This window comes from Sphingomonas leidyi (assembly GCF_011761945.1).
Taxonomy (GTDB): domain Bacteria; phylum Pseudomonadota; class Alphaproteobacteria; order Sphingomonadales; family Sphingomonadaceae; genus Sphingomonas; species Sphingomonas leidyi.
In genome coordinates this window covers 1,192,174-1,212,873 of sequence record NZ_JAASQV010000001.1, presented here as the reverse complement: position 1 = coordinate 1,212,873, position 20,700 = coordinate 1,192,174, and the positions used below count along the sequence as shown (strand labels likewise).

General features: G+C 63.9%; 20 protein-coding genes. 3 read left to right on the top strand and 17 right to left on the bottom strand.

Annotated features, from left to right (window positions below):
* Positions 1-419: 419 nt before the first annotated feature.
* The 11 genes from FHR20_RS05855 to FHR20_RS05805 all read right to left on the bottom strand — a co-directional run bounded on the left by FHR20_RS05855 (position 420) and on the right by FHR20_RS05805 (position 11,055).
* Positions 420-3,368 (bottom strand): DUF6493 family protein, encoded by a 2,949-nt coding sequence (locus FHR20_RS05855; protein WP_167298633.1) that lies wholly within the window; start codon positions 3,366-3,368, stop codon positions 420-422.
* Positions 3,365-4,720, bottom strand: a complete 1,356-nt coding sequence (locus FHR20_RS23150; RefSeq protein WP_208413418.1) for an SWIM zinc finger family protein — start codon at positions 4,718-4,720, stop codon at positions 3,365-3,367. Before FHR20_RS23150 ends, FHR20_RS05855 begins: the two co-directional genes overlap by 4 nt.
* Positions 4,669-5,319, bottom strand: coding sequence for a methylated-DNA--[protein]-cysteine S-methyltransferase (locus FHR20_RS05845; protein ID WP_167298631.1), 651 nt, complete (start codon positions 5,317-5,319; stop codon positions 4,669-4,671). The genes FHR20_RS23150 and FHR20_RS05845 overlap by 52 nt, the downstream gene beginning before the upstream one ends.
* A gap of 138 nt (positions 5,320-5,457) precedes the next feature.
* Positions 5,458-6,120: a 2OG-Fe(II) oxygenase gene (locus FHR20_RS05840; RefSeq protein WP_243857133.1), complete on the bottom strand. Its 663-nt coding sequence runs from the start codon at positions 6,118-6,120 to the stop codon at positions 5,458-5,460.
* A gap of 83 nt (positions 6,121-6,203) precedes the next feature.
* Positions 6,204-6,770: a methylated-DNA--[protein]-cysteine S-methyltransferase gene (locus FHR20_RS05835; RefSeq protein WP_167298629.1), complete on the bottom strand. Its 567-nt coding sequence runs from the start codon at positions 6,768-6,770 to the stop codon at positions 6,204-6,206.
* 138 nt (positions 6,771-6,908) lie between these two features.
* The gene (locus tag FHR20_RS05830) at positions 6,909-7,151 is read right to left on the bottom strand and encodes a hypothetical protein (protein ID WP_167298628.1); all 243 of its coding nucleotides are present in this window, start codon (positions 7,149-7,151) and stop codon (positions 6,909-6,911) included.
* A gap of 130 nt (positions 7,152-7,281) precedes the next feature.
* Positions 7,282-7,929, bottom strand: a complete 648-nt coding sequence (alkB, locus tag FHR20_RS05825) for a DNA oxidative demethylase AlkB (RefSeq protein WP_167298627.1) — start codon at positions 7,927-7,929, stop codon at positions 7,282-7,284.
* Complete coding sequence (locus tag FHR20_RS05820) at positions 7,922-8,551, bottom strand: hypothetical protein (RefSeq protein WP_167298626.1); 630 nt, start codon at positions 8,549-8,551, stop codon at positions 7,922-7,924. Before FHR20_RS05820 ends, alkB begins: the two co-directional genes overlap by 8 nt.
* Before the next feature lie 5 nt (positions 8,552-8,556).
* Entirely contained in the window at positions 8,557-9,201 is a 645-nt protein-coding gene (locus FHR20_RS05815; protein ID WP_167298625.1) for a DNA glycosylase family protein, read from the bottom strand.
* Positions 9,202-9,319: 118 nt separating this feature from the next.
* A complete protein-coding gene (gene ada, locus FHR20_RS05810) occupies positions 9,320-10,411 on the bottom strand; it encodes a bifunctional DNA-binding transcriptional regulator/O6-methylguanine-DNA methyltransferase Ada (RefSeq protein WP_167298624.1) in 1,092 nt (363 codons plus the stop codon).
* A gap of 194 nt (positions 10,412-10,605) precedes the next feature.
* Positions 10,606-11,055, bottom strand: a complete 450-nt coding sequence (locus FHR20_RS05805; RefSeq protein ID WP_167298623.1) for an ester cyclase — start codon at positions 11,053-11,055, stop codon at positions 10,606-10,608.
* A gap of 252 nt (positions 11,056-11,307) precedes the next feature.
* Between FHR20_RS05805 and FHR20_RS05800 the strand changes: the two genes are divergently transcribed.
* On the top strand, positions 11,308-12,051 hold the full coding sequence (locus FHR20_RS05800; RefSeq protein ID WP_167298622.1) for a gamma-glutamylcyclotransferase: 744 nt from the start codon (positions 11,308-11,310) through the stop codon (positions 12,049-12,051).
* A gap of 159 nt (positions 12,052-12,210) precedes the next feature.
* Here the strand turns inward: FHR20_RS05800 and FHR20_RS05795 are convergent, their stop codons facing one another.
* Positions 12,211-12,849 carry a LysE family transporter gene (locus FHR20_RS05795; protein ID WP_167298621.1) on the bottom strand — a complete coding sequence of 213 codons (639 nt, stop codon included), beginning with the start codon at positions 12,847-12,849 and terminating at the stop codon, positions 12,211-12,213.
* 105 nt (positions 12,850-12,954) lie between these two features.
* Here FHR20_RS05795 and FHR20_RS05790 point away from each other — a divergent pair, with 105 nt between their 5' ends.
* A complete protein-coding gene (locus FHR20_RS05790; RefSeq protein ID WP_167298620.1) occupies positions 12,955-13,824 on the top strand; it encodes a LysR family transcriptional regulator in 870 nt (289 codons plus the stop codon).
* A gap of 239 nt (positions 13,825-14,063) precedes the next feature.
* Positions 14,064-14,528: a MaoC family dehydratase gene (locus tag FHR20_RS05785; RefSeq protein WP_167298619.1), complete on the top strand. Its 465-nt coding sequence runs from the start codon at positions 14,064-14,066 to the stop codon at positions 14,526-14,528.
* Between the two features lie 24 nt (positions 14,529-14,552).
* On the opposite strand, the gene FHR20_RS05780 is transcribed toward FHR20_RS05785, so the two are convergent.
* The 5 genes from FHR20_RS05780 to FHR20_RS05760 all read right to left on the bottom strand — a co-directional run bounded on the left by FHR20_RS05780 (position 14,553) and on the right by FHR20_RS05760 (position 20,406).
* On the bottom strand, positions 14,553-15,452 hold the full coding sequence (locus tag FHR20_RS05780; RefSeq protein ID WP_279589389.1) for a LysR family transcriptional regulator: 900 nt from the start codon (positions 15,450-15,452) through the stop codon (positions 14,553-14,555).
* A 190-nt stretch (positions 15,453-15,642) separates the two neighbouring features.
* Complete coding sequence (locus tag FHR20_RS05775; RefSeq protein ID WP_167298617.1) at positions 15,643-17,190, bottom strand: DHA2 family efflux MFS transporter permease subunit; 1,548 nt, start codon at positions 17,188-17,190, stop codon at positions 15,643-15,645.
* Positions 17,187-18,407 carry an HlyD/EmrA/EmrK family protein gene (locus tag FHR20_RS05770; protein WP_167298616.1) on the bottom strand — a complete coding sequence of 407 codons (1,221 nt, stop codon included), beginning with the start codon at positions 18,405-18,407 and terminating at the stop codon, positions 17,187-17,189. Before FHR20_RS05770 ends, FHR20_RS05775 begins: the two co-directional genes overlap by 4 nt.
* A complete protein-coding gene (locus FHR20_RS05765) occupies positions 18,404-19,873 on the bottom strand; it encodes an efflux transporter outer membrane subunit (protein WP_167298615.1) in 1,470 nt (489 codons plus the stop codon). Before FHR20_RS05765 ends, FHR20_RS05770 begins: the two co-directional genes overlap by 4 nt.
* Before the next feature lie 2 nt (positions 19,874-19,875).
* The gene (locus FHR20_RS05760; protein WP_167298614.1) at positions 19,876-20,406 is read right to left on the bottom strand and encodes a MarR family winged helix-turn-helix transcriptional regulator; all 531 of its coding nucleotides are present in this window, start codon (positions 20,404-20,406) and stop codon (positions 19,876-19,878) included.
* Positions 20,407-20,700 lie beyond the last annotated feature (294 nt).

Genomic DNA, 20,700 nt, shown 5'->3' with positions numbered 1-20,700 from the left:
GCAAGCGAATCAATGGCTACCGGTCGCAACCTCGCTTGCTACGTTTCGGTCATAGTCCGCAGGCTCCTGCCGAGCACCGCTCGGCGCTAACAGTTTGAATTTAGATGCTGAGCGGATGGCCGCTTTGGGGTTCCGCTGCCACCGCGCTGAACGACCGGCATTGGGGCGCAAGGCTGACTGGCGGCTTTGTCAGGTGTCGAAGGCTGATATCGAAAACCCGGGCCTTTCAGTCGGGCGGTACGGAATGACCGACTTTAGGTGGTTGATGTTCAACTAAGGCAAGCTGGAAGTGAAAAAACTGAAGGCTCGCGTAAGAGGCCGATCTTGCTAATCAGCTTGGTTTGAGAATCCGACGAGGGCACCCCGCGCCACTCGCCAGGGAATGCTTACTGGCGTGCCCCCGGAGGAGTTGCACGTCCCTACGAATGGCCAGCCTCGGCAAGTAGCTTGGCAACTTTCGCAAATTTTCCTTTGCCTGTCGCCGTCAAGAGCACATCGCGCGCTTCCTCAGCAAGCGCCTGTCCTGTTATTGCCCGCGCTTCAACGATGACCTCAAGCAAGCGAAACGCATTGTTCGCTCCAAAATCCAGTTTCGGCAGCCATAGCTGAAGCGCATCGCTGATCACCTTGGCGTGGAGCGGCGAGATCTGAACGACCTGCATCAACGCGTCGCCGAGCCGGTTCAGCTTTATCCACTCGCCTTCAGCCAGCCGGGCCATCATCGATGCGAACAGCTCCGGATCGAAGAGCCGCGCATCGATGCCATCGATCAGCGCATCGACCGCGAGCCCGCCGGCATCGGCGTCCTTGCCGACGAGGCCCAGGCACAGCAGCAGATGGCCCGCCTCTCGCCACGGCCGGCCATGCTGGAACAGCGGCTGGAAATAGCCATGGCTCGGGGTCCAGCTGCTGCTGTTGTCGTCGGTCCTCAGCATCAGCCTCGTGACGCCGCGCATACAGGTGGCGGCCGGATTCTGCGGCCAGACAAACGCGAGCCAGTGCGCCACCCACGGCGAGTTCATCTCTCCGGACCAGTAGCGTTTTGTGTCCATGCGACGGTTGAGAGCGGCGGTCGGCAGTTCGCTCCAATCGGCACGGGTGCGCGCGCCAAACGCGGCAGTGACCCGTCCAAGCAGTCCAGCCCGCCGCTCGGCAGCTTCGTCCCGCCCCTCGCAGGTCACGGAAATCGTGAACTCCGGAATCTTCCAGCGCGTCCTGTCATACTGATGAGCCTTGTGGGACGAACGCCAGATATAGCGTGCGGGCCGAACGCCGTCGGGCAGCGCATCGTCCAGATTCAGCGGCGCCAGTTCTTCGGTCCAGTCCCGGTACGGATCGCGGCACCGTGCCGCCGTGATCCAGGCTGCGGAGTGGGAGCGATCCGACCGCGCTAGGCGCGCTTCTCCGCCCAGGGCGAAATCGACGATCCCTCGCAATGGAGCGGGAAGCCCGACGGCACGCTCCAGCGCTTCCCGCCGGTGATCCGGGGCCAGCCGGAGCAACGATAAGCGAAAATCCATGCTGTCGGCGGAGGCGCCGCCATGTGCCTGGATCAGCCGCTCGACCCAGACTAGCGGATCGATCCATCCGCCCTTGTGCGTGGGCGCAGAGAGGAGCGGCCGCCTTTCGCCGCGATGGATGGCCTCGGCAATCGCACGAAGATGCGCCCTCACTGGCACGAAGCCGTCCTCCAGCGTGTAATATTGCGATTCCTCGCCGGGCGTTCGATAGAGCCGCCCCGTCAGCCAAGTGTACAGCAGGTCGAGCAGCGCGCCGCCGACGCCCACGGTTCCCAGAACAATGCTGGCCGTCCCCCGGCCGGTCTTCAGGCGGTGCAGCAGTGGAGCGACCTTCGCATCGAAATCCGTGGGCCGGTCATTCGCGAGCCGCGAAATCGCATCGATGATTCGCTCCACCTCATCGGGGGAATCCACGGTCTCCACAGCATGCAGGACGGCTTCGATCAGCGCTTCTGCGGTTTCGATGGGAGCGATCTTATCTTCCGGCAGAAGGATCGGCTCCGCGAGCCGATCGCTCGCGATCGGGTGATAGTCGAACCTGGTTTCGGTTGCCTCCGCGACCAATCCGCCCGGTTCGGTGCCTCCTGCCTCTGGATCGGCGGAGTCCTGGTCGTTGGTCGTGACCAGCTGCGCAAAACGAGCACGATTGCTTGCCGCCACGAACGGCTCCCTGTCGCGCAAGTTCGCCAAATCCTCGGATGCCAGCTGGGCGGCATTCGCGCCCAGGATGTCGAGGGCCAGCGCCTGTACGTCGGCTTGCGCGTGCTGCAGTGCTTCCCCAACGACCGAAAGTGCCGCCCGCGCATGGCGCTTCTGCCGCGCGATGATCCGCTTGAGCAACTTCAGCGCCGCGACCGCATTGCCCTTACCATCGCTCGAAAGGACCAGCGGCAGCTCACGGAGCACCGGATCGATATCCAACGCGCTCTTCTTCTCGACCTCCGAGAGCATCTCGATCGCGAATTTCACGACGTGGCCGACGGGATGGCAGAGCAGGTCGATATAGTCGGACTGGTGCCGGCGGAGTTCGGCCTCGCTCGGCCCCATCTTCTTGTAGAAGCCGTGGAAGCCCGAAAGCTGATTCTGCTTGAAGTCGAGCTTCAGTCCGTCGAGCGCCCACTGAAGCAGGGCCGCACGATCGAGATGGCCCTCGGCGGACAGCTTCAGCAGCGCCTCCGTCCAGGTCTCATAGTCGGACGCGGCGCCCTTGGTCAGCCAAGCGTTGGTGTTGAAGGCAATGCTCTCGACTCGGAAGAGGCCCTCGACGTCGGCCAGCAGGTCAGGATCGGCAAGCAACTGGGTCGTGATCGGCGGGACGACTTCATTCTTGTGATAAAATCCTGTCCGCATGAGGTAGCCCGCGAACATGCGGTAATAGCCATCCACTTCGGGCTTCGCGCAGACACCATCCCGGATCCATTCCCGCAACGCGGCGAAATTCAGATGCGTGAATTCAGCCTCGAGTTCATGGGCGATCCATTCGTTCAGCCATGCCGGGCGCCGATCACGCAGGATGCGGTCGAGCAACGGCACCTGTTCGTGCCACACATGAACCTGGCGCTTCTTGACGATCGACAGCGGCCCAACCGCGAACAGCGCCAGCATGGCATGGCGCGTTTCTGCCGCGTTCCAGTAATTCCATTTGTCGCCCTTGCGGCTAGCCAAAATAGCCTTCAGTCGGTCTGATGCGTCCTTGTCCGTCACGCTGCTGTAGAGCTGCTTGTAGAGCTTCTGAACCGGTGCCGACAATTTGGCGCGCGCCTTCTCATCGAGCGGTGCAAGCGCGCGCTGCAATGCCCAGCCGTCCTTCGGATCGAGGACCAGCGCTTCGAGCTCGTCATAGGTCATCCGGCCACCGCTTCCGCGTCTTCCGCTACGATCGATGCCGCCAGGATATGTTTGCACGGGCCACGCTGGCCCTGATATTTGCTGAACCAGGGGCAGGTGCAGCTCTGATGGTCCTCGCAGATACGGACGCGGTGGAGCGTGCCGGTGCCCTGCACTTCGAAGGTCGCGACCGCACGGTCGTCATCGGGCAGACGCCGAACTAGTCCGCCGTCGACCAGCTTGCGCGCATTGCCGAGCCGCGGCTGCATTTCCTCCACCTTGTCGAGATCGAACGGCAGTTCGCGGTGGAAATATCGCTGGGCTTCAGCGTCGAACCCAGCCATCCCCCTGCTCCCCAGCACCGCCAGCGCCGCCTCGACCTCCGCCGTATCCAGGCCGAAGCTGCCGGCCATTACATCAGCGTCCACCCGTGACTGCCATCTCAGTCCGGCGCGCACCTTCGCGATTACCGCGTCCTCCGGCGGTTTGGCGAGCGTCGCGAGAATCTGCCCCTCGCCGGAAAAACCGCGAAAAACCTCGGGGCTGATCATCAGGAAAAAGGAGCCGACCGCGTAGCGGACTTCCCAGGCGCTGGCGCCGCTTTCCTCGTCGCACCAGATCCGCACGCTCTGCGCGCGCGGCAGTAGCGGCTCGATCACCTTGACGCGATGCGTCCCCAAGATCGGCACGGCGCCCTTTTGCGGCCGCTGGCTCAGCCGGATCGACCGAGCGGCCGAGACCGCATAGCTCGGCATCCTCGGCTTGGCCGCTTTGGGGAGCGTCCGGACAAAGCGCAGCGCTTCGACCGCGCTGACTTCCATCATCAACTGCAATCGCGGCTGATAGGCCTGCACCTCGCTGAACCCCTTTATCCAGCGCAGCGGTAGTTTGACCTTCTTCTCGACGGTCTTCTCATTGCCCTTGCTGAGCACCACCTCATCGGCACCAACCGCGAACTGCACATCCTCTTCGTCACGCAGTCGGAGAAGCGCATTACGCATCGGCTGGTTGAAATCGACGTTGGTCGTCCCGCGCCCATGGCATTCGCCGTCGAACGCCTCCGTTGGCAGGTCGACGCGCGCATAGACGCCGCAGCAACCGCTGAAGCCCTCCAACCGCAGCATCTCCTCATTGCTGGTGAGCACGGGGTCGAGAATGGCGGGCCGGGGCAGGAAGAAGTGCGTTCGCACGACATCGCTCAGCGTATAGAGCATCTCGCCGAGTATCCGCGGCTGTCGGACGCGGCCGTCGAAAAAGTAGGGGCGCTGCTGGTCCGCGTTGCAGGTCGCAAGCGAGAGCTGGGGGCGCCCGGAGGCAGCAGCTACGCCTGACGGGAACGCGTACTGATATGTGAAATCGATCGCAGCCGACACAGCCCTTCCCCCCCACGCATCTTGGATAGATGCAATTGGCGACGCAACAGTTCGATTGCACGTGGTGAAAAATCTATTCTCGAACTAGGCCGTGAACGGAACCGCGTGTTGCTCGCGCTTGAGCAGGGCCCGCTTGCGCCATACGCCCCAGCGAAGCCCGAGAGCGAACCGTCCTTCTTCACGACACGGTGGCACGGAACCAGGATCGCGATCCCATTCGAAGCGATCGCTTCGGTGACGTCCCGCGCATCGCGCGTACCCAGCTTCTCCGCGAGCGCGCCATAGCTGGTCGTCCGGCCCACGGGGATTTCCCGCAGCAACTCCCACACCCGCTTCTGATAATCGCTACCGCGCAGATCCAATTCTATGTCGCCGCCGGTCATCGGGTAATCGACGCTCTTCGCCAAGCTGGCGACCAGATCGGCCATGCGGACATCGTCGCGCACGAGTTCGACATCGCCGAGGCGATCAACCAATAGACGTTCCGCGTCAGGCGGTGAATCGATGAATTCGAAGACGCTCAATCCCTTCCCGGACCTTGCCGCGACGAACTCGCCCAGCGAACTTGAGCCGATTGAATAGTCGATACGCTCGGGCATGATTGCACCGCCTGACCTCGTTGTTGCGCCTGAGAATGATCGCGGATCCCGCGTCTCGTGCTCCGGTTTTTAATTTCAAATCCGATCGCTACGGGCGAGGGAAGCGCCCAAGCCCCTCGCCCGCTTCCAGTCACCGGCTCAAGTCGCGTCGTGGAAGATGATCCCGACCGTGTGACGCTTACCGGAGCGCAGCCGGCTCACGCCGTGCCGGAGGTTCACCCGGTACGTGCCGCGCGTTCCCTGCACCGGCCGATTATGGACGGCGAATGCAACGGCATCGCCCTGCCGCAGGGGCACGACCTCACAACGGCTCTGCATGCGCGGACGCTGCTCGGTCAGGACGAACTCGCCACCGGTGAAATCCTCGTCCGGCTCGGATAGCAGGATCGCCAGCTGAATGGGGAAGACATGCTCGCCATACAGGTCCTGATGAAGACAGTTATAGTCGCCCGGCACATATTGGAGCAGGAGCGGCGTCGGGCGGCGCTGTCCGGCCTGATGGCAACGTTCCAGGAACGCGGCATGGTCGTCGGGATAGCGCGCCTCGATCCCCATCCGCTCGTTCCAGGCGTTCGCGAGCCCGGCGAGATGCGGATAGAGCGCCGTCCTCAGGCCGCCTACAATGTCGGGCAGAGGATAGCGGAAATAGCGATACTCGCCCTTGCCGAACCCATGACGCGCCATATGCACATGGCTTCGAAAATGGCTCTCGTCGGGATAGAGGCCGGCGATGGCCCGGCACTCCTCCACCGACAGCAGCTTTGGAAGCACGACCGATCCCTGCCCGTCGAGCTCGCCCATGAGCGCCTGCCAATCATAGCTGCCGACCCTTGCCTCCGCAGCTATCGCTCCGGAGGCCGGCTTATGCGCGGAAGTCACCGCGGTCACGCCATCGCCTCCCGCGCGATCAGGGTGCGCTTGCGATCGAGGCCCCATCGATAGCCGCCAAGGCTGCCATCGCTGCGCACCACCCGGTGGCAGGGAATGGCCAGCGCGACAGGGTTCGCGGCGCAGGCGCCGGCGACCGCGCGGACTGCGTTGGGGACACCGATACGGCGCGCCACTTCGGCATAGGTCACGGTGCTCCCGCTCGGGATGCCGCGCAGTACGTCCCAGACGCGCTGCTGGAACGGTGTACCGCGCAAATCGAGCGGGAGGGCGAGTCCCTCGACCGGGCGTTCCACGAAGCGGACCAGCCGCGCCAGGTCCGTGGCGACCGCGGCGTCGTCCCGCACCAGCGTCGCGCCGGGGAAGCGCCCCTTCAGGTCGGCCGCCAACTGTTCGTCGTCATCGCCGAACAGGATGGTGCAGACACCGTCAGCGCTACGCGCAACCAGCATGCGCCCGATCGCGCTATCGCCCATCCCGAAGCTGATCTTATCGATGCCGCCATCGGCCCTCGCCCCGCGCGCTGCGAACCGCGCGGGGCTCTTGTTCGTCGTGAGGTTCATGGCCAATACTCCTTGTCTGGTTCCTCATGGAGCTTGGTATTCCGGGGCCCGGTCGATCGAACTCCGGTCCTTGCTTTCGAATCGGATTGTCCTTCGTCTTCGAATTTCCCGGAGGTTCACCGAAGGCGCGCCATGCAATCAGGAGAGGCGGAGGACACCCGCCTCGGCGAGCACATAGGTCTCACCGGTGCAGAAGCGGATCTCGATATCGCCGTTGCCAAGAACGTCCCACGCAGCCGTTCCTTCGGCCACGAACCGGGCAAAATAGCCCACCACGAGCGCCTTGACCGGATCGCCCTGGAGCAATTCCACCACCACACCGAGCGAGGCCGGTGTAGCGCACAACCTTGATCTGATGTCCGGATCGATCGCGCCCAGCATGACGAGATATTCCTTACCCTGTCGCGAAAGCGGCCAAATCGCCGGCGACTTCCATCTGCATCGTCCGCAGGGATCACCGACAGCCTGGACGCCGGCACTCCGCAAATTCTCTTCAAATCGAAGAAAGGTCTCAGAATGCGACGCGAAAAGTCAGGTTGATACGCTGACGCCCGAGTACTTCATGATGGCCGTCCTTGAGTTCGGCAACGCCATGGAATCGAAGACGCGATGGCCCGCCCCAGACGGCGACATCGCCATGGCGCAGCCCGATCCTGCGGACGGGATCACTGCGCTTCATGCCGCCGAACTGGAAAGTGGCCGGCAACCCGAGCGAGACCGAGACGATCGGATGCGCAAGGTCCAGCTCGTTGCGATCCTGATGAAGCGACAGGCGCGCGCCCGGGGCGTAGCGGTTGATGAGGCACGCATCGGGGTCGAACCCGGGATATCCCGCCGTCTCGGCAGCGGCCGTCGCCAGCCCCGCGAAGCAGGCCGGCATGACCGGCCAAGGGCGGCCCGTATGGGGATCGATCGCGTCGTAGCGATAGCCGCTGCGGTCGGTAACCCATCCGGCGGCGCCGCAATTGGTCATCGCAACCGACATCGCATAGCCGCCCGGCGTGACCATATGCCGGAAGGGCGCTTGTGAGACGAGCTGATCGAGCGCCGAAAGCAGTGCGGGCGCCTCGGACAGCGCATAGCCGCGCAGGAGCACGGCCCCCTCGCCAAGCGCCTCCCTCGGCTCGCTGGTAGCGAGCTTGTCGAACAGGTCAGACATAAGCGGCATCCGCAATCGAAGGGTGCAATACCGGCCGATAGCCGGCGGCCAGCACCTGCACGACCGATGGCGGCGTCAGCAGACCTTGCGCCCGATCGAGCCGTTCGGGCTCCGCATAGCCTTCACAGGTCCAGCGCCAGGCCCAACCGCGACTGAGAATATATGCATATCCCTCTGCGAGAACTCCGGTGCCGTCGGGAAGCGCGGCGAGCGGGAGCGCAAGCGGGTGGACGCGCTTCTGACCACGATCGAGCCGTTCGTGATGGAGGATCAGATCCATCTGCGCCGCTGACGGGCGCGCTCCGCCCTTCGCCGCGACCCAAGCGCCGCGAAAGCGCTCTGCAGCTTCCCTGCGACAGAGGAAGCAAGGCCGGTGGCCGGCTGCCAGTGCGACCGCCTCGTCGAGGAAGAAGAGCTCGGTCCAGCTGCGACCGCCCATGACGGTGCGCCGGCGTCCCCTGTAGTCGCAGGTGCACGTCAGCCATGCACGGCTCGCCCAACGGCGGCGCAGCAGCGTCCTGGTTGCCAGGTCATGGAGGATTCCACGATTGCCCGTGAACATGCCGCGCTGCGCGATCGCGACGATCTCGCCAAGAGGGGTGACACGGTTCTGTAGGGGCATTGCCGCTACTCCAGGACGTTGCCGCGATCGCGCGGGATCCGCCAAAGATACCAGGACGCGACCGTTCGGTGCGGTGCCCAGGCCAGGGTGATCTCGCGCAACTCCCTCGGCCTGGGCTGCTCGGGGAGCGACTTGAGGACGCGATAGCCTTCCCGAACGCCGAAATCATCGGCAGGCAGGATATCCAGACGCTCCAGCGAATACATGAGCAGCATCTCGACCGTCCAACGCCCGATGCCCTTGATGGTGGTGAGCCGCGCGATCAGTGCTTCGTCCGCCATTTCCACCGCCACATCGCGCGGAGGGACGAGCCCCGTGAGCGCGGCCTCCGCGATCCTCTGGATGGTCGAGATCTTCGCGGCAGAAAAGCCGCAGACACGCATCGTCCCGAAGTCCGCAACGGCAAGCGCCCGCGCTGTCGGAAAGCCGGTGCTGGGAAAGGCAGTCTTGAGCCGCTCGATGATCGCATCTCCTGCCTTCGCCGTCAGCTGCTGATAGGCGATTGCGCGGACCAGCGCCTCATAGGGTTCGCGCGCCGCCTTCGGATCATGACGGCACGGCCCCACCTGTGCGATGAGCGCGGCCCAGTCGGCGTCGATCGATGCGAGAAAGGCGACGGCAGTCTCGTATCGCGACGCGAGACCGCTCACGCCCAGGCTCCGGGAGCATCCCGCAATCCGGGTCCCGACAAAGTTGAGGGAATGCCGAAGAGAGCCGCGGCGCGCCGTGCGGGATGAACGGGATGCCAGAGCGACGATGCCAGCGCGATCAGGCGCATTGAAGCGCCTCGCGCTCGATCAGGCTACGCTTGCGCTCCACCCCCCATGCATAGCCGGAGAGCGCTCCGTCATTGCGGACGACGCGGTGACAGGGGATCGCCACGGCAAGCTGGTTCGCCGCGCAGGCCCCAGCGACGGCGCGCACCGCCTTGGGCGAGCCGATCCGGCGGGCGATCTCGGCATAGGAGACCGTGGCGCCGGCCGGGATCTCCCGCAGCGCCTGCCAGACGCGCTGCTGGAATACGGTACCGCGGACATCGAGCGGCAGATCGAAGCCGAGGCCGGGCTGTTCGATCAGACCGACAACCCGGGCGACCAGCGCCTCATAGTCGCTGTCCGCACCGATCAGCGCTGCCCTGGGAAAACGGTCCTGCAGATCGCGGACCAGCGCGTCGGGATCCTCCCCAAGCAGGATCGCGGCGACTCCCCTGGTGCTCGATGCGACCAGGATGGCGCCGAGCGAGGTCGCCCCAATGGCGAACCTGATCTCCTCGTTCACCCCGCCGGCCCGATATCGGGTCGGCGTCATGCCGAGCATGTCCGTCGCCTTTTCATAGAAGCGCCCACTCGAGTTGAAGCCCGCACCGTAGATCGCTTCGGTGACGCTACCGCCTGCCGCGAGTTCCTCGCGCACCTTCCGGGCCCGATGGGCATCGGCATAGCCCTTCGGAGTCAGGCCGGTGAATGTCTTGAACAGGCGATGGAAGTAGCTCGGGCTGCGACCGATTGCTTCCGCAAGCGCATCGAGCGAGGGTTCGTCCTCGCTTTCCTCGATCATGCGACAGGCTCGCGCGACCAGTGCGGCGTTCCCGGCTTCGGCGGACGGTCCATCGGGATTGCAGCGCATACAGGGTCGGAAACCCGTCGCCTGCGCATCAGCGAGTGTCTCGTGAAGCTGCACGTTCTTAGGGTTGGCGGTACGCGACGGACAGGACGGCCGGCAATAGACGCCCGTCGTCGCGACCGAATACCACAGATGCCCGTCGGCAGATTTGTCGCGTGCGACGATGCGCGCCCAGCGGGGGTCCTCCGCCACGGGCAGCGGCCGCGATGTCACGGAATTGGAGGGCGTCTCGGTCATTTCAGGCCTATCATCGAATGCCGGTCCAAGATGCCGCCGATCGAGCGGCAACACACTCCGGTCCTTGTCTTCAAATCGCGAATGGCTCGCCCCGGAGGGAATCGATAACCCAAATGAGGCCCGCACCATTGCGTGCGGGCCTCATCCGGCGACCGAAGGGGTGACACGCGTCATGACCGCGCATCGCACTTCGATCAGGCAGCCTTGATCAGACCCAATTGCGTCAGCGCGGTCACGCCGTCGTCGAGGCCGACCTCCTCGACGATCTTGCCGTCGATGACCTTGAGCACCGTCGTGCCGGTGAAGTGCATCTTGCGGCCGGTCGCCGCGGGCAATCCGCCGATCAGGAAATCGTCGAAAGCAGGACCCGTATGGGTGCCGCCCCCTTCCCACTGGCCGATGACATAGTCACCCTCCGCAATCAGGTCGGTCACGCCCCAGAAGTTCAAGTCGGGGAATGCGCTGCGGAAATCAGTCATGAACGCCTTGATATCGTCATGACCGCGGCGCGGCTCATGCAGGGAGTATTTCAGCAGCATGTCGGGAGCCGCGATCTCATCGACCACCGACAGATCGACATTCTCGCCCCAGAACAGCGTGAACCAGCGGCCGACGACTGCCTTGTTGGCTTCTTCCTTGGTCATTTGAATTGTCCTCATCGAGTGTTCCGCTTGGTGCATCGAGACGGCGCCCGATGACCAAGACCGGGAGCTAGCCGCCCTCGAATCCAGTCGAACTCCGGTTCTTCTCCCCGAATCGAAAGCCGATTGGCGGGCAGGAACCGGAGTTCCGTGCGCGGCGGCTTCCACGACTTTGCGAGCCAAGGCCGCCCCATCCGGCAGCCGCGCCGTCCGCCGGGACGGCCGATCCCGCAAACGAGCAGAGACAGGACAGCCATGAACGCGATGCTACCCGGCACGCTGCACCATCTTGTGAGACCTGCCCCGCAGCATGCCGTCCTCACCAGGACGCTGATCGCGGACGGCGGCGCGGCGCGGCTTGCGGCGCAGGACGCGCCCGACCTGCGTCTGTTCCCGGAGACCGAACGAGCGGCATCGCTGGCGGCCAGCCTGCGCCGGAGGCCAGCGGGCGATCTCTGGGTCTTTGGCTATGGTTCGCTAATCTGGAACCCAGGCTTCAAGAGCGTGGAACGCCGCATCGCCCGGATTGACGGATGGCATCGCGCATTCTGTCTATCGATGCCAGCCGGACGCGGCACCCCTGGCGCTCCCGGGCTGGCACTCGGGCTCGATCGGGGAGGAAGCTGCCAGGGCATGGCCTATCGAGTCGCCGAGGAGGATATCGAGTCCGAGCTACCCATCCTATGGGACCGCGAGATGCTGCTCGGCGGCTATATTCCGCAATGGGTCGAGCTGCTCGCTTCGAACGGGAGGATGATCGGCCACGCAATCACGTTCGTGATCAATACGGGGCATGATCTCTACGCGGGCGACCGTCCCTGCTCGTCCGTGGTCGAATGCCTGGCGACGGCGGCCGGAAACTGGGGCTCCTCGGCCGACTATCTCTTCAGGACTCGTGACGCGCTGCGTCTGCATGGCATCCCCGATACCAAGCTGGAAAACCTTGGCGCCCTGGTGGAAGCCGTGCTGGCCGGCCTGGAGCTTGCCAAAGTCGCCTGAACCAAGGACACCGGGCAACACGTCCGTGGGAACCGGCGCGGCGCCTTCGGAGGCTTCCACAATTGTACATATGGCAAGGTTTTGGCGAGATCGGCTGTCTTGTCGCACCGGCAGTATGATGAAGATTTTCAGACTGAAGCGGAAAGCGCGATAGTCACGTCACGTGGTAGTAGGTGCTCCTGGGCTCACGATGTCGCTCAGCCCAAGGACAACGCCCAGCAGGATCAGGATGGTGCCGATGCAGGCGTTCGCCAAACGCTGCCGCGCAAGCACTCTTGCGCGAATTGACGGCCGCGAGAGAAATGTGGCGACCGCTGCAAACCAGATCAGATGCGATAGCGAGATAACGGCTCCATAGCCGAGCTGCGCTGCGAGCGGCATGCCTGGCCCGATCACTTGCGCATATAGGCTGACGACAAAGACCGCGGTCTTCGGGTTCAGGCCGTTGGTCAGCAGTCCCATCGTCAGCGAACGCGAGCCGGACAGGCGGGATGGCAGTGTGGTGTCGAGGGTCGAGGCCGGCTGCGACAGGGCCATCGTGCCGCCCAGATAGATCAGATAGGCGGCGCCACTGATCTTGAGAACGATCAGGAACTGCGGAAACAGCCGCTCGACGATAGCGATGCCGAACATGGCATAGCCGATGTGAAACCAGCACCCTATCGCAATGCCCAGCGCGGCGAGCAGCCCGGCACGGCGCCCGTCGATGCAGCTCAGCCGGGATACCATGGCGAAATCGGCGCCAGGGCTGACCACGGCCAGCCAGATAATGCCGAGAATAAGGAAAAGCCCTTCCATGATCGTAGCCTTCGTAAGAGGAACAGCCGCGATCTCGACCGCCGGAAGCGCTTTGAAAATCGAATGTTCCTCCGCTAGATCAGTGAGAAAATCTCACGGACAGTCATGCGATATCGCCGCCTTCCACCGCTGAATTCATTGCGCGCCTTCGAGGCGGCGGCCCGTCATTCGAGCATGGCTTCGGCGGCGGCCGAATTGCACGTGACGCATGGCGCCGTGTCGAAGCAGATTCAGATGCTAGAGCAGGAACTCGGCGCTCCGCTGTTCGAACGGCGCAATCGCGGTATCCATCTCACGCCCTCCGGCCGCTGGCTCGCCGAGCGGCTGGAAGCGGTGTTTGCCGACCTGCACCGAACCATGCAGGATTTTCCAGATGTCGGGGAAATCCCCGGCCCCCTGACGATATCGTGCGAACCGACGCTTTGCCTACGGCTGCTCATCCCCGCGCTCGCCGATCTGAAGATTGTGACAGGCCTAGATGTACGCGTGCTGGCTGCCGGCGGCCCGGTCGATTTCCGACGCGATCAGGTCGACATTGCGATCCGCCGAAGCGATTTCGCTCTGCCGACCGCGGTCGAGACGATGATACTCGCCGATGAGCGAATGGGCCCGGTCATGCACCCGGTGCTCTCCGCTCGGGATATGGAGACCCTGCCTCGCTTGCAAAGCGATACGCGTCCAACGGCCTGGGCTGCCTGGGGACAGCGGCACCCCACCAGCCTTGTCGGACCAGTCATCCCCTACGAGCATTTCTATTTGGCGATCCAAGCGGCTGAAGCGGGCCAGGGCATGGCGATGGCGTCGATCCATATGGTCGCCGATGCCCTAAACGACGGGCGGTTGCACGCTCCTTACGGATTCTTGCCCGATGGTACGCGTTACGTTGCGATTTGGCCGACTGGCCAGGGAGACGATCGGCGGGACGCCCTCATTGCCTGGCTTCGCGACCGTATGACCCGCTCATTGGGAGAATGATCGCGGCAATGCAGCCGGTCGCGGATGGCTTTGCCATACCGAAAAGGTCGCAAGCCCAAGCCCGATGATCTTGGACCGCGACGCTCGCGAATTCTACCTACAACAGGCGGCGGCGCAGAAACCCCTCGTCCTTATAAGGCCGAAGATGGTGCCCGCTCCGCATCGCCATGTAGCGCCCTTCCTTCGAGGAACCCGTCTCGGCGCTAGGTCTCAACGTGATAGAGAAGTGGATCTCGGCCATGACGTCATCAGCTGTATCGCAAGCTCTCTATCTGGACGATATTGCGGTTGGCGATGAATTCGTCAGCGGAAGATATCATATCGACGCGGAGCAAATCATGGCGTTCGCTTCGCAGTTTGACCCGCAGCCGTTCCACACCGATCCTGAAGCGGCGAAGCAGAGCTTCTTCCAGGGGCTGGCCGCGAGCGGCTGGCACACCATGTCGATTACGATGCGGCTGATCGTTGAGAGTGTGCCCTTTGCCGGCGGAATCGTCGGCGCGGGCGGCGAATTGTCATGGCGACGCCCAACGCGGCCGGATGACGTCCTGTATGTCCGGAGCAAAGTGGTGGAAATCATACCATCGCGCTCCAAGCCGGATCGCGGAATCGTGATGGTGCAAAGCCTGACGCTCAACCAGCGTGACGAGGTGCTGCAGGACTCCACCGCGAAGCTGGTCCTGTTCAGGAAACAGGTAGGCTAGCAGATAGCGAGGGCGGGCGAACGATCAGCGCGCGGCGATTTGGAGCAGCTGATCGAGCGCCTCCTTGGTCTGATGGATAATCGGGGACATTGGTCCGCGCGGAAAATTCAGGAAGATCGAAGAGGTTGCGCCATTTTCATCCAGCGGCCGGTAACAGACATCGGTGGTCCGCATTCGCTGCACGGTAGCCGGGACGACACAGACCCCGGCTTCTGCCGCTACCAGCCCAAGTGCTGCAACCACGTCGCGGATCTCCGTCTTTCGAACGGGCATGAAACTCGCCCGCTCCATGAGGCGCGCCACCGGATCGGAGCGGTGGCCCATGGTTTCGTCGCGATAGGATATGAAGGTGTCCCCCGCGAGATCGGCGAACCGGAGCGCGCGGGTACTTTCTGCGGCAAGCGGATGATCAGGGTAAAGCGCAACGAGGAGCGGTTCCTCGCGGATCACCATCTGTTCGATATGCTCGTCGCTCACGCGCTCGCGCCCGACTCCAGCATCGATCGTTCCATCGTGAATGCCGGCGATCTGCGCGCTGGTGGATAGCGCGCGAAGGTCGATGTCCAAGTGGGGGTTGAGCGCTCGCAAATGCTTGATGACTGCCGGCAGATGGCCATAGAGGACCGACGTTTCGAAGCCGATCCGCCATGTCTGCCGCCCGCCCCGGCCATAGGCGATCGTATCGACCTTGAGGCGGTCGACACGGGAAATGACTTCCTGCGCGCGCTCCTTGAAGAACTCGCCCGAGCTGGTGAGCCGCATCGGCCTGGCGTCGCGGTCTATCAGACGTACGCCGAGTTCGTCCTCGAGATTGCTGATCTGCCGGCTGAGCGGCGGCTGCGCGATATGCATCTCCTCGGCCGCGCGGGTGAAGTTCATCGTGCGCGCAACGGCGAGGAAATAGCGAAGCTGTCGTAGCTCCATAGCAATCTTACCGATAAAATTGTGCCCCGGAACAACGATCTTGGACCAGCCTCGCCGTGATTTCCACAGCGAGTTTCATGCAGTCCGCTGTCGGCGTCCGCGAAGCACGGGCCGGGATAGCAGCGCCCCCGTCATCCGGTTTTCTGTTTCCGGACGACGGGTGACACGTGGTCAGCATCGATGCCGACACTCAATCGGCGGCAATCACCTGGTCGGTCTGCGCGGGGCGACGGCAAAGCCACACGACCGCGATCATGGCGACTGCGAGGATCGAGCTGATCCAGAACAATTCGAGTGACGAAAGCAGGTAAGCCTGATTGGTGACCTGGCGGTAGAGCGTCCCGGCCGCTTGCAATGGACTAAGTCCATAGGACTGGAGCTGGTCGACCGCGGCACGATAGACTGGAGAGGTCTCGCTCCCGACCTCGCTCAGCCTGGCCTGATGCAGCGCCTCGCGACGATCCCAATAGGTGGTGATGATCGAAGCGGCGAAGCTTCCCGCGGTAATCCGGGTGAAGTTCGAGAGACCGCTCGCCGCGGGCACGCCCTCGGGCGGAATCCCGTCAAGCGTGATGGTGAGCAGCGGTACGAAGAAGATGCTGAGGCCGATGCCCTGCAGCGCGAGTGGTGCGGCAAGGACAAGGAAGCTGGCGTCTGGCGTATATTGCGACCGCAGCCAGAATGATCCGCCAAGGCAAAGAAAGGCGAAGGTTGCGAGCCAGCGTGCGTCAATCTTGAGCTTGCTCACCAGCGGCCCGGCCAGGACCGCCATCACGCCTGAGGGCGCAGCGACGAGACCGGCCCAGGTGGCGTTATACCCCTGGTATTGCTGGAGCCAGAGCGGAAGCAGCAGGTTGTTCGCGAAGAAAATCGCGTAGCCAAGGCAGAGCGCGAGCGCGCCAAGCAGGAAATTCCGACGGCGGAAGATCGAGAGATCGACGATCGGATGCTTCTCGGTCGTCTCCCAGATCACCCAGGCGGCGAAGCCGATGACCGAGAGGATCGCAAGCGTGACGATCAGCGAGTTGTGGAACCAGTCCCGATCCTTGCCCAGATCGAGCATGGTCTGAAGACTGAACACCCAGAAGGCGAGCAGCACGAGCCCGACGGTATCGATCGGCAGCTTGCGCGTCGGGGTCTCGCGGTCACGCAGATAGTGCCAGGTCAATGCTGCCGTGATGAGGCCGAACGGCACATTGATCAGGAAGATCCAGCCCCAGAAATAATTGTCGGAGATATAGCCTCCCATCACCGGGCCGAGCGCCGGCGCCGCCAATGTCGTCATCGACCAGATGGAGAGGGCCGTACCGCGCTTGTGCGGCGGGAAGATCGACAGCAGCAGCGCCTGGCTACCGGGAATCATCGGCCCGGAGACGCCGCCTTGAAGGATGCGGAAGAAGATCAGCGAAGGCAGGTCCCAGGCGATGCCGCAGAGAAGCGACGCGATGGTGAAGGCGATCACCGAACCGGTGAAGGTTCGGACCACGCCGAAGCGACCCATCAGCCAGCCGGTCAGCGGCACCGTCACCCCATTCGCGACGGCGAACGAAGTGATGATCCAGGTGCCGCTGTCGGTACTGACCCCGAGGTTCCCGGAGATGGTGGGGAGGGAAACATTGGCGATCGTGCCGTCGAGCACCTGCATGAAGGTACCGAGCGCCAGCGCGACTGCCGTTATGGCCAAGGCCTTGCCGGCCAGCGGCACAGGTGCCGCGCCGGTTGCCGACGGAGCGCTCACCGGACACTCCCGAGGTTACGGGCGATGATCTGACGGATCCGCGCCTCGACCTGCGGACCGCCGTCGACGACTTCCTGCGTTCCGCCGGCGGGCGGCGTGCTGCCCGCGACCGTCGGGCCCGAGCGGTTGCTGGTGTCGACGGTAGTCGTCACGGACAGGCCGATGCGCAGCGGGTTGCGGGCGAGTTCCTTGGGATCGAGCGCGATGCGAACCGGCACGCGCTGGACAATCTTGATCCAGTTGCCCGAGGCATTCTGCGGAGGGAGCAGCGAGAAGGCATTGCCCGAGCCGGCGCCCAGACCCAGCACCTTGCCGTGATAGACGACGGACCGGCCATAGATGTCGGCCTCGATCGTCACAGGCTGACCAACGCGCATATGCTGCAATTGCGTCTCGCGGAAATTGGCATCGATCCAAAGGGCATCGAGCGGCACCACGGACATCAACGGCGTACCCGCGGCGACGCGCTGACCGAGCTGCACGGTTCGTTGTGCCACAACCCCGGCGACTGGCGCAGAGATGTGCATATAGGCCCGGCTGATCGCGGCCCGGCGAACCTGCGCGATTGCCGCGAGCACCGCCGGATTGTCATAGACGCTGGTTCCTTCGACCGCGCTGACCGCTTGCGCACGCTTTGCCTCGGCGAGGCGAACCTTCGCCCGGTTGACGGAGACGGCGTCGCCGGCGTGGCTCACTTCCTCGCTCGACACGGCACCATCGCTGGCCGCCTCCCGGCGACGCGCAAGATCGTTGTGCGCTTTGCCGAGATCGGCTTGCGAAGAGAGGATTTCAGCCGAAGCCTCGTCCACGGCGGCGCGTTGCGAGCGATAGGCGCGGACCGCCGAACCGAGCTGCGCCTCGGCCGAGGCGAGCGCGACATCCTCGGTCGCCGGATCCAGGTCGATCAGCGCCGCACCGCGGTTCACATGCTGGGTGTTGTCGGCGTGAAGCGCGATGACAGTCCCGCCTTCGCGCGTTGTGATCGAAACGACATTGCCGCCGACATAGGCATCGTCGGTGCTCTCGCGCGAAGGCGCGAGCAGTGTCGTGATGCCGTAGAGGATCGCCGCGATGGCAACCACGGCGCCGAGAATGAGAAATCTCCGTCGGCGTTTCCGGGCCTGAGACGAGCGCTCTACATCAACTTTGGGTGTGGTGAGGGCGTCGTCGTTCACTGCCTGGTCGCGCTTCAGGGCAACGGTCGTATGGGCGTTCATGGCTGCATCCCCTTCAAGGGCTGGTTCGGAGAATTGGTGAGCGATGCACTTGCCGCGGCCGCACCGAGCGGCCGCGCCGGATCGAAACCGCCGCCGAGTGCGGCGACGAGCTGGATGCGGCTGGTAAGTGACGCAGCCTGGAGATTGACGAGATCCTGTTCCGCTTCGAGCAGGCGGAAGCCGGAATCGATCGCATCGAGCTGCGAGCCCAGACCAGTGCGAATGCGTACCTGATCGAGCCGCACAGTCTCACGCAGACCAGCCACCACCCGTCCCTGTGCCGCGAGGTCTTCGTCCGCCGAGCGAACATTGGTGGCGGCATCCGCGGATTCGCGGACTGCGCCGATCACCGTCTCGTTGTAGCTCGAAACCGCGGTATCGAGATCGGCAGTTGCGCGAGCATATTGCGCCTTGAGCTTGCAGCCCTCGAAGATCGGGACGTGGATCGCAACGCCGCCGCCACCCTGGAGTGCTCCGGCGGAGAAGAGGTTGCCGAAACCGAGCGCCGAAAGGCCGACCAGGGCCTGGAGGTTGACGTTGGGCAGGAAGTCGGCCCGGGCGACTGCGCGGCCCTGGACCGCGGCCGCGATCCGCGCCTGACCGGCGAGCAAATCGGGGCGGCGGCCCAGCAGATCGGCGGGCAGGACCGCCGGGACCGCTGGCGGGCTATCGAGTGCGAGGGTCGGCGCGGCAATGGACGGATAGAAATCCGCGCCCCGGCCAACCAGAGCAGCCAGCGCATGGACGAGCAGGTCGCGCTGCTTGCGGGCGCGGATGTTCGCCTGCTCGGCCTGGGCGGCCAATGTCTCGGCCTGCCTGAGCTCGAACTCGCTCGAAAGCCCGCTCTTGATCCGCGATCGGACATAGCGAAGCGCGTTCTGGCGGGTGGCGATGAAGCCATCCGCGACGGTGATGAGGCGCTCGGCGCGTGCCAGACCGACATAGGTCTGCGCGATCGAGGTCGAGATTGCGAGCCTTGCCGCCGCTGCATCCAATCTAGCGGCATCGGCATTGGCCGCGGCTTGCCGCACCACCGAACGCTGTCGGCCGAACAGATCGAGATCCCAGCTCAGTGCGCCTTGCACGGCTGAAATGGTTTGATCGGTGCCGCCATAGGGGGGCGGGATCAATGACTTCTCGCTTAGTCGCTCATGGACAACGCTGGCGTCAGCACCGATCTGCGGCAGCTGGTCGGCTCGGCGCACGCGTATCAACGCCTCGGCGGAGCGTAGTCGTGCCAGCGCTGTGTCGAGCGATGGATTTCCCGCGAGCCCCATTTCTTCGAGCCGGTTGAGCTGCGGATCGCCAAAGCCCGACCACCAGCTCGCATCGATCGATGCAACCTGATCCCCGAGGCCAAGCGTATCCGCCTGAACCGGCGCCAGTTGCGGCTCGAGATGGGGAACTGCGGCGCAGCCCGCGAGCAGCGAGGCGACGAGCATCGTCAGGGTCGATTTGGTTTTCATGATTATGCCTCCACCACGGGCTGGCGCGATGCGATGGCGCTTCGTTCGATCGAGTCAGCGAACCTGCCGAGGAGCACGGCAAGGTGCGCAACCTCGTCAGCGGAAAGGTCGGTCAGGAGTTCGTCCCATCGCTGCATGACGACAGGTCGGATCGCCTCGTATTTTCCCAGGCCAGCTTCGGTGAGACGGAGTATCACTACCCGACGGTCGACAACTCCGCGATGACGGTCGAGCAAGCCACGGGCGACAAGACCTTCGACAATCCGGCTCAGGGCTCCCGAAGTTATCTCCATCGACGCCGCCAGATCGCTGATGGTCATCGAGCCTGCTCGCTCAACGAGATCGAGCACCACCCATTGCGTGAAATTGAGGTCGGCCGCACCGAAACGCGCCTCTATGGTCGATTGAACGGTCCGGTTGGCGCGCCGCAGCAGGCGTCCGAGCGAGAGTCGAGCGCATCGCGTCGGCTCGCTCGTTTCCGACGACGCGCCAGGTTGGCCAGTACCGGCAGGTTGAATGGCGAGACGGTTCATCCCTGTCCTTTCCGCGCGCCTCCGCGGCCGTCCCGAAAGGGACGTCCCGGCGAAAGCCTTGATCTCAAAGGAGCCGGTCCGCGCCTTTCCGAGGAGGGAGGAGAGGCGCGGACCGTGGCAGGAACCTTCCCGGAGGGCCGGGGATAGGTGTCTCCGCTGACACTTATCTAGAAATCGCTGATCACCCGGTCCAAGACCATTGGTCTTGGGCTCCCAACCTTTTTGGTATGATGGGCCGTCGAACAGCGGCGCGCGCGCAGGATAATAGACGATGACCGTTGTCGCAGGACGCGA

Excerpts from the sequence above, each read along its gene's own strand:
- FHR20_RS05800 (WP_167298622.1), top strand. The coding sequence starts at position 11,308 with ATGAACGCGATGCTACCCGGCACGCTGCACCATCTTGTGAGACCTGCC.
- FHR20_RS05830 (WP_167298628.1), bottom strand. The coding sequence starts at position 7,151 with ATGCTGGGCGCGATCGATCCGGACATCAGATCAAGGTTGTGCGCTACA.
- alkB (WP_167298627.1), bottom strand. The coding sequence starts at position 7,929 with ATGTCTGACCTGTTCGACAAGCTCGCTACCAGCGAGCCGAGGGAGGCG.
- FHR20_RS05845 (WP_167298631.1), bottom strand. The coding sequence starts at position 5,319 with ATGCCCGAGCGTATCGACTATTCAATCGGCTCAAGTTCGCTGGGCGAG.
- FHR20_RS05840 (WP_243857133.1), bottom strand. The coding sequence starts at position 6,120 with ATGGGCGAGCTCGACGGGCAGGGATCGGTCGTGCTTCCAAAGCTGCTG.
- FHR20_RS05835 (WP_167298629.1), bottom strand. The coding sequence starts at position 6,770 with ATGAACCTCACGACGAACAAGAGCCCCGCGCGGTTCGCAGCGCGCGGG.
- FHR20_RS05780 (WP_279589389.1), bottom strand. The coding sequence starts at position 15,452 with ATGGAGCTACGACAGCTTCGCTATTTCCTCGCCGTTGCGCGCACGATG.
- FHR20_RS05790 (WP_167298620.1), top strand. The coding sequence starts at position 12,955 with ATGCGATATCGCCGCCTTCCACCGCTGAATTCATTGCGCGCCTTCGAG.
- ada (WP_167298624.1), bottom strand. The coding sequence starts at position 10,411 with ATGACCGAGACGCCCTCCAATTCCGTGACATCGCGGCCGCTGCCCGTG.
- FHR20_RS05760 (WP_167298614.1), bottom strand. The coding sequence starts at position 20,406 with ATGAACCGTCTCGCCATTCAACCTGCCGGTACTGGCCAACCTGGCGCG.
- FHR20_RS05820 (WP_167298626.1), bottom strand. The coding sequence starts at position 8,551 with ATGCCCCTACAGAACCGTGTCACCCCTCTTGGCGAGATCGTCGCGATC.
- FHR20_RS05785 (WP_167298619.1), top strand. The coding sequence starts at position 14,064 with ATGACGTCATCAGCTGTATCGCAAGCTCTCTATCTGGACGATATTGCG.
- FHR20_RS05795 (WP_167298621.1), bottom strand. The coding sequence starts at position 12,849 with ATGGAAGGGCTTTTCCTTATTCTCGGCATTATCTGGCTGGCCGTGGTC.
- FHR20_RS05855 (WP_167298633.1), bottom strand. The coding sequence starts at position 3,368 with ATGACCTATGACGAGCTCGAAGCGCTGGTCCTCGATCCGAAGGACGGC.
- FHR20_RS05805 (WP_167298623.1), bottom strand. The coding sequence starts at position 11,055 with ATGACCAAGGAAGAAGCCAACAAGGCAGTCGTCGGCCGCTGGTTCACG.
- FHR20_RS05765 (WP_167298615.1), bottom strand. The coding sequence starts at position 19,873 with ATGAAAACCAAATCGACCCTGACGATGCTCGTCGCCTCGCTGCTCGCG.
- FHR20_RS05770 (WP_167298616.1), bottom strand. The coding sequence starts at position 18,407 with ATGAACGCCCATACGACCGTTGCCCTGAAGCGCGACCAGGCAGTGAAC.